Below are 5655 nucleotides of genomic sequence, written 5' to 3'. Positions count from 1 at the left end.
GGCAGGTCCCGTACGGTGACCGGGGGCAGGTGCCGGGTGGGGAACCGGTCGGCGGTGGACGTCATCGCAACCTCCAGGGGGCGGCTCCCCCTGCCGTACCCGACATCGACCGGCACCGAAACCTCCCGAACCGGGCACACGGTGGGCAGCCCGGACCACCCGGTCTGCCACCATGTCGGGGTGACCGACGACGACCAGGTGCCCGGGACCGGCAGGGACGAGCCGGCCATCCGCCCGGGTGGCCCGGACGACGCCCCGCACGTCCTGCGGCTGCTCGACGACGCCACCGCCTGGCTGGTCGCCCGGGGCCGGACCGGCCAGTGGGGTACCGAACCGGCCTCCACCGACCCGCGTCGCGTCGCGCAGGCCCAGGAGTACGCGGCCAGCGGCGGACTCTACCTGGCCGTGCTGGGTGACCGGCCGGTCGGCGCGCTGGTGGTCGGTGCGACCGTCGAGTACGTGCCACCGGTCGACGAGCCGGAACTGTTCGTCCGGCTGCTGGTCACCGACCGGGCGTACGCCGGCCGGGACATCGGCGGCCGGCTGCTGGCGTACGCGGCCGAACTGACCCGGGCGGCCGGGATCGGGCTGCTCCGGGTGGACTGCTACGCGGGCGACGACGGGGCGCTGGTCCGCTGGTACGAGCGGGCCGGTTTCACCCGCACCGAGCGGTTCACCGTCGCCCGGCCCGGCCGACCACCGTGGCCGGGTCAGGTGCTGGCCCGCCGACTCGCCTGACCGACACCGGCCCGCCGCTGCCCGGACCTGCACCGCCGCTGCCCGACCGTTCCCGGCGCCTGCCGGCCCGCCGGACGGTCAGCCGATCTCCTCGTCCACGTAGCACCAGCGCCAGGACTCGCCCGGCTGCGCGGAGCGGATCACCGGGTGCCCGGTCTCGGCGAAGTGGGCGGTGGCGTGCCGGTTCGGTGAGGAGTCACAGCAGCCGACCTGCCCACAGGTCAGGCAGGAGCGCAGGTGCACCCAGTCGGTGGAGCCCATGGCCCGGCACTGCGGGCAGTAGCCGGTGACCTCCGGTGCCGCCGTACCCGCCCCGGCCAGATGCTCGCAGCTCACGCCTCGTCCTCCCGTCGCAGCAGGGACTCCTCCAGGTCCAGGTCCCGGTAGGCCCGTACCAGTGTCTCCTCCGGGATCCGGCCCGCGTCCCGGGCCGCCCGGAACACCTCCCGCTCCGCGTCGATCATCTCCTGCCGCAACCGCGCGTACGCCTGGGAGGGGGTTTCCCGCTCCGCACCGCCCAGCCGCTCCCAGGCCGTGTTGGTCCGGTGCTCGCCCAACCGGCGCAGCCGTTCCACCACGGCCGCCGGTGCCTCTCCGGCGATCTCGTCGAGCCGGTCCCGGGCCGCCCGGCTGGCCTGCTGCTGCACCGCCGCTGCGGAGAGCGCGTCCTGCACCGCGTCGTCCGGGGGCAGTTTCAACCACCGGGCCACCGCCGGCAGGGTGGCGCCCTGGCCGACCAGGGTCGCCACGATCACCGCGAACGCGAGCCAGATGAAGAGTTCCCTCGGGTACGGCTCGCCGCCGGCGAGGGTGAGCGGCAGGGCGAGCGCACCGGCCAGGGTGACCACCCCGCGCATCCCGGCCCAGCCGATCACCAGCGGGAAGCGGGGGGACGGCGCCGGATCGCGGCGGCGTACCCGGGGCACCAGCCGGGCCAGGTAGGTGGCCGGGAAGAGCCAGACGAACCGGGTCAGGAAGACGGTGACCAGCACGGCGGCGGTCACCCCGACCAGCGTGCCGGTCGGGGTGTCCAGGTGCACCAGCACCTCCCGCAACTGGAGCCCGACCAGCAGGAAGACCAGCCCCTCCAGCAGGAATCGGACCAGCCGCCAGACCGCGCCGATCTGCAACCGGGAGGCGGCCGACATCAGCCTCGGCAGCCGGTGCCCGAGCGCCAGCCCGGTGACCACCACGGCGACCACCCCGGAGGCGTGGATCTCCTCGGCGACGAACACCACCGCGAACGGGACGATCAGCGACAGCGCGTTGTCCAGCAGCGGGTCGCTGATCCGCTGGTGCAGGAAACCGAAGACCACCGCACCCAGGGCCCCGATCACGATGCCGCCGCCGGTCGCCACCAGCACCTCGCGGGCGACGTCGCCGACCCCGACCGCCGAACCGATGGTGGCCAGGGTCGCCACCCGCAGCAGGACCAGCGCGGTCGCGTCGTTAACCAGGCTCTCCCCCTCCAGGATGGTCACCACCCGGCGGGGCAGCCCGACCCGCCGGGCCACCGCGGTGGCCGCCACCGCGTCCGGTGGGGCGACCACCGCGCCCAGCGCCAGGCAGACCGCGAACGGTACGCCCGGCAGCAGCACGTGCAGGACGAAGCCGACCACGAACGCGGTGAACAGCACCAGCCCCACGGCGAGCAGCAGGATCGGCCGCAGGTTGTACCGGAAGGCCGGCACCGAGGTCTCCAGCGCCGCCACGTAGAGCAGCGGCGGCAGGATGCCCACCAGCACCAGTTCCGGCTCCAACTGGAACTGCGGGAAACCGGGTACGTACGACAACGCCAGGCCGAGCACGACCAGCACGATCGGGGCGAGCAGACCGAGCCGTCGGGCGAGCGCCGCGCCGAGGGTCGCGATGGCGAGGAAGAGTACGACCTCGAACAGTGCCTCCATGCGGCGAGCCTAGGGGGCGCCGCCGTCCAGACCGGTCATCCGGCGGTACGTAGTTTCGGCAGGACCTGCGTACCGAACGCGTCGATGAAGGCGTGCTGTTCCCGGCCGACGTGGTGCAGGTAGATCTGGTCGAACCCGAGTGCGAGGTAGTCCTCCAGCCAGCCCACGTGCCGGCCCAGGTCGGCGGAGACGTTCACCACCCGGGTGACCTGTTCCATCGGTACCTGCTCGGAGACGGTGTCGAAGTGGTCGGTCAGTTCCAGGTCCCAGCAGACCGGCGGCGCGAAGACGTTGCTGCGCCACTGGTCGTACGCGATCCGGGCCGCCTCGGCCTCGTCGGGCGCCCAGCTCACGTGTACCTGGAGGTGCAGCGGTCCCCGCCCACCGGCGTCCCGGTACGCGTCGACCATCCCGCGCAGGTGGTCGAGCGGGGCGTTCACCGTGATCAGACCGTCGGCCCACTCGGCACACCAGCGGGCCGTGGGTACGCTCACCGCCGCCCCGATCAGCGCCGGCGGCTGTTCGGGGCGGGTCCACAGCCGGGCCCGGTCCACGGTGACCAGGCCGTCGTGGCTGACCTCCTCGCCGGCGAGCAGGGCCCGGATCACGTCGACGCACTCGCGCAGCCGGGCGGCCCGGACGTCCTTGCGGGGCCAACGGTCGCCGGTGACGTGCTCGTTGCTCGCCTCGCCGGTACCGAGGGCCGCCCAGAACCGGCCCGGGTACATCGCGCCGAGGGTGCCGATCGCCTGCGCGACGATCGCCGGGTGGTACCGCTGACCGGGCGCGTTCACCACCCCGAAGGGCAGGGACGTCGCCTGGAGCGCCGCGCCGAGCCAGGACCAGGCGAACCCGGACTGGCCCTGCCGGGCGCTCCACGGGGAGAAGTGGTCCGAGGACATGGCCGCGTCGAAGCCGGCGGCCTCGGCGTGGATCGTCGCCTCCAGCAGTGCGGAGGGGTGGACCTGTTCGTGGGAGTTGTGGAAGCCGAACACCGTCATGGTGTCCCTACCTACCCCGGAGCGCCGCCCGGCACGCCCCGGCACCATCCGGTGCCACCCGACGCCGCCCGGCACCCTCCGGTGCCACCCAATGCCACCCGGCACCAGCCGGTGCCACCCGACGCCGCCCGGCACCAGCCGGTGCCCCGGTGCCCGAATGCGCAGCGGTGTTAGGAAGGGGCCCTTCCTCTACCGAATCCGTTAAGCGGGGGCCCTTCCTTGCACCCTATTCGGCGTGGGCGCCGGCACCGGCGTTGCCGGCCGGGGCGCCACCCTCGCCCACCCAGACCGTCTTGATGTTGCAGAACTCCCGCATGCCGAGAGCGGACAACTCCCGGCCGTACCCGGAGTTGCGGACCCCGCCGAACGGCAGTTGCGGGTACGACGTGGTCATCCCGTTGACGAAGACGCTGCCGGCGTCCAGGTCGGTGGCGAAACGTTCCTGTTCGTCGGGGTCCCGGGTCCAGGCGTTCGCGCCGAGGCCGAGCGCGGTGCCGTTGGCCAGCTCGACCGCCTCGTCGTACGACGACACCCGGTAGAGCCCGGCGACCGGGCCGAACACCTCCTCGGCCCACATCCGCATCGCCGGGGTCAGGTCGGTGACCACCGTCGGCGGGTACCACCAGCCGTCCCGGTCGGGGCGCTCGCCACCGACCAGCACCCGGGCCCCCTTGTCGACCGCGTCACGGACCTGCCCGTCGACGTCGTCGCGGCCCCGCTCGGTGGCGAGCGGCCCGACGTCCGTGCCGGCGTCCATCGGGTCGCCGACCCTCAGCTTGGCCATCCGGACGGTGAACGCCTCGGCGAACGCGTCGAAGACGTCGGTGTGCACGATGAACCGTTTGGCGGCGATGCAGGACTGGCCGTTGTTCTGGCAGCGGGCGGTGGTGGCGACCTCGGCGGCGGCGGCCACGTCGGCGGAGGGCATCACCACGAACGGGTCGCTGCCGCCGAGTTCCAGCACGGTCTTCTTCAGGTGGCGTCCGGCCGCCGCCGCAATGGACCGCCCGGCGCCCTCGCTGCCGGTCAGCGTGGCCGCGCGGACCCGGGGGTCGGCGATGATCCGCTCCACGGCGTCCGAGCCGACCAGCAGGGTGGCGAACGCGCCGGCCGGGAAGCCCGCCCGGTGGAACAGCTCGGCCAGCCACAGCGCGGTCTGCGGCACGTTCGAGGCGTGCTTGAGCAGGCCGGTGTTGCCGGCCATCAGCGCCGGGGCGGCGAACCGGACCACCTGCCAGAGCGGGAAGTTCCACGGCATGACCGCGAGTACCGGCCCGATCGGCTGGTAGCGGACGAAGGCCCGCCGGGCACCTACCGCCGCCGCGTCGGCGGGCGCGTCGGCGAGGAAGTCCGCCGCGTTTTCGGCGTAGTACCGGCAGGCGGTGGCGCACTTGGCCGCCTCCGCCTTCGCCGCCGCGAGGGTCTTGCCCATCTCGGTGGTCATCAACCGGCCGATCTGTTCGGCCTCGGCGTCGAGCAGGTCGGCGGCGGCGGTCAACCACGCCCCGCGTTGCGCCACCGTGGTGCCCCGCAGGGCCCGGTACGCCTCGTCGGCCCGGCCGATCGCCGCGTCGACCTCGCCGTCGGGGGTCGGGTCGAAGGTCTTCAGTACCTCACCGGTGGCCGGGTTGACGGTGGCGATCGGCATTGTCGTGTACTCCTGTCACTCGAAGAGCGAGTGCCGGGTGCCCGGCGGTTCCTCGCGGCGCCGGGCGGCCCGCCGACGCTGGATGACCACCAGGTCGACCACCGCCGTCAACGCCACCACGGCGAAGAGCACCGCCAGCCACACCAGGTCGGCGCGGGCCGCGATCACCGCCACGACGGTGAAGAAGACCAGTCCGAAGGTGGCCAGGGCCAGGCGGAGGTTGAGCGCGCTGTACGCGTGCCCGACGGTGCCCCGCCGACCCGACGGTTGTGATCTCGCCATCTCCGTCAGCTACCCCGACACCCCCCGCCCTAACGTGAGGAAGGGCCCCCGCTTGACGGATTCGGTAGCGGAAGGGCCC

General features: G+C 73.4%; 6 protein-coding genes. 1 reads left to right on the top strand and 5 read right to left on the bottom strand.

Going from position 1 to position 5655, the window contains the following annotated elements; genetic code table 11:
* Positions 1 to 180 precede the first annotated feature (180 nt).
* Positions 181 to 738, top strand: coding sequence for a GNAT family N-acetyltransferase (locus tag GSF22_RS29820; RefSeq protein ID WP_307804447.1), 558 nt, complete (start codon positions 181 to 183; stop codon positions 736 to 738).
* 78 nt (positions 739 to 816) lie between these two features.
* On the opposite strand, the gene GSF22_RS29815 is transcribed toward GSF22_RS29820, so the two are convergent.
* The 5 genes from GSF22_RS29815 to GSF22_RS29795 form a co-directional block, all read right to left on the bottom strand.
* On the bottom strand, positions 817 to 1074 hold the full coding sequence (locus GSF22_RS29815) for a UBP-type zinc finger domain-containing protein (RefSeq protein ID WP_208817246.1): 258 nt from the start codon (positions 1072 to 1074) through the stop codon (positions 817 to 819).
* Positions 1071 to 2645 (bottom strand): Na+/H+ antiporter, encoded by a 1575-nt coding sequence (locus GSF22_RS29810; RefSeq protein ID WP_208817245.1) that lies wholly within the window; start codon positions 2643 to 2645, stop codon positions 1071 to 1073. Before GSF22_RS29810 ends, GSF22_RS29815 begins: the two co-directional genes overlap by 4 nt.
* A gap of 35 nt (positions 2646 to 2680) precedes the next feature.
* On the bottom strand, positions 2681 to 3646 hold the full coding sequence (locus tag GSF22_RS29805; protein ID WP_208817244.1) for a TIGR03885 family FMN-dependent LLM class oxidoreductase: 966 nt from the start codon (positions 3644 to 3646) through the stop codon (positions 2681 to 2683).
* 226 nt (positions 3647 to 3872) lie between these two features.
* Positions 3873 to 5294 (bottom strand): NADP-dependent succinic semialdehyde dehydrogenase, encoded by a 1422-nt coding sequence (locus GSF22_RS29800; protein WP_208817243.1) that lies wholly within the window; start codon positions 5292 to 5294, stop codon positions 3873 to 3875.
* Positions 5295 to 5309: 15 nt separating this feature from the next.
* Positions 5310 to 5576, bottom strand: coding sequence for a DUF6343 family protein (locus GSF22_RS29795; protein ID WP_208817242.1), 267 nt, complete (start codon positions 5574 to 5576; stop codon positions 5310 to 5312).
* Positions 5577 to 5655 lie beyond the last annotated feature (79 nt).

Origin of the sequence: Micromonospora echinofusca (assembly GCF_017614955.1) — a bacterium.
Classification (GTDB): Bacteria; Actinomycetota; Actinomycetes; order Mycobacteriales; family Micromonosporaceae; genus Micromonospora; species Micromonospora echinofusca_A.
The sequence above is the reverse complement of the archived record's forward strand: the minus strand, read 5'-3'. Positions and strand labels throughout refer to the sequence as shown.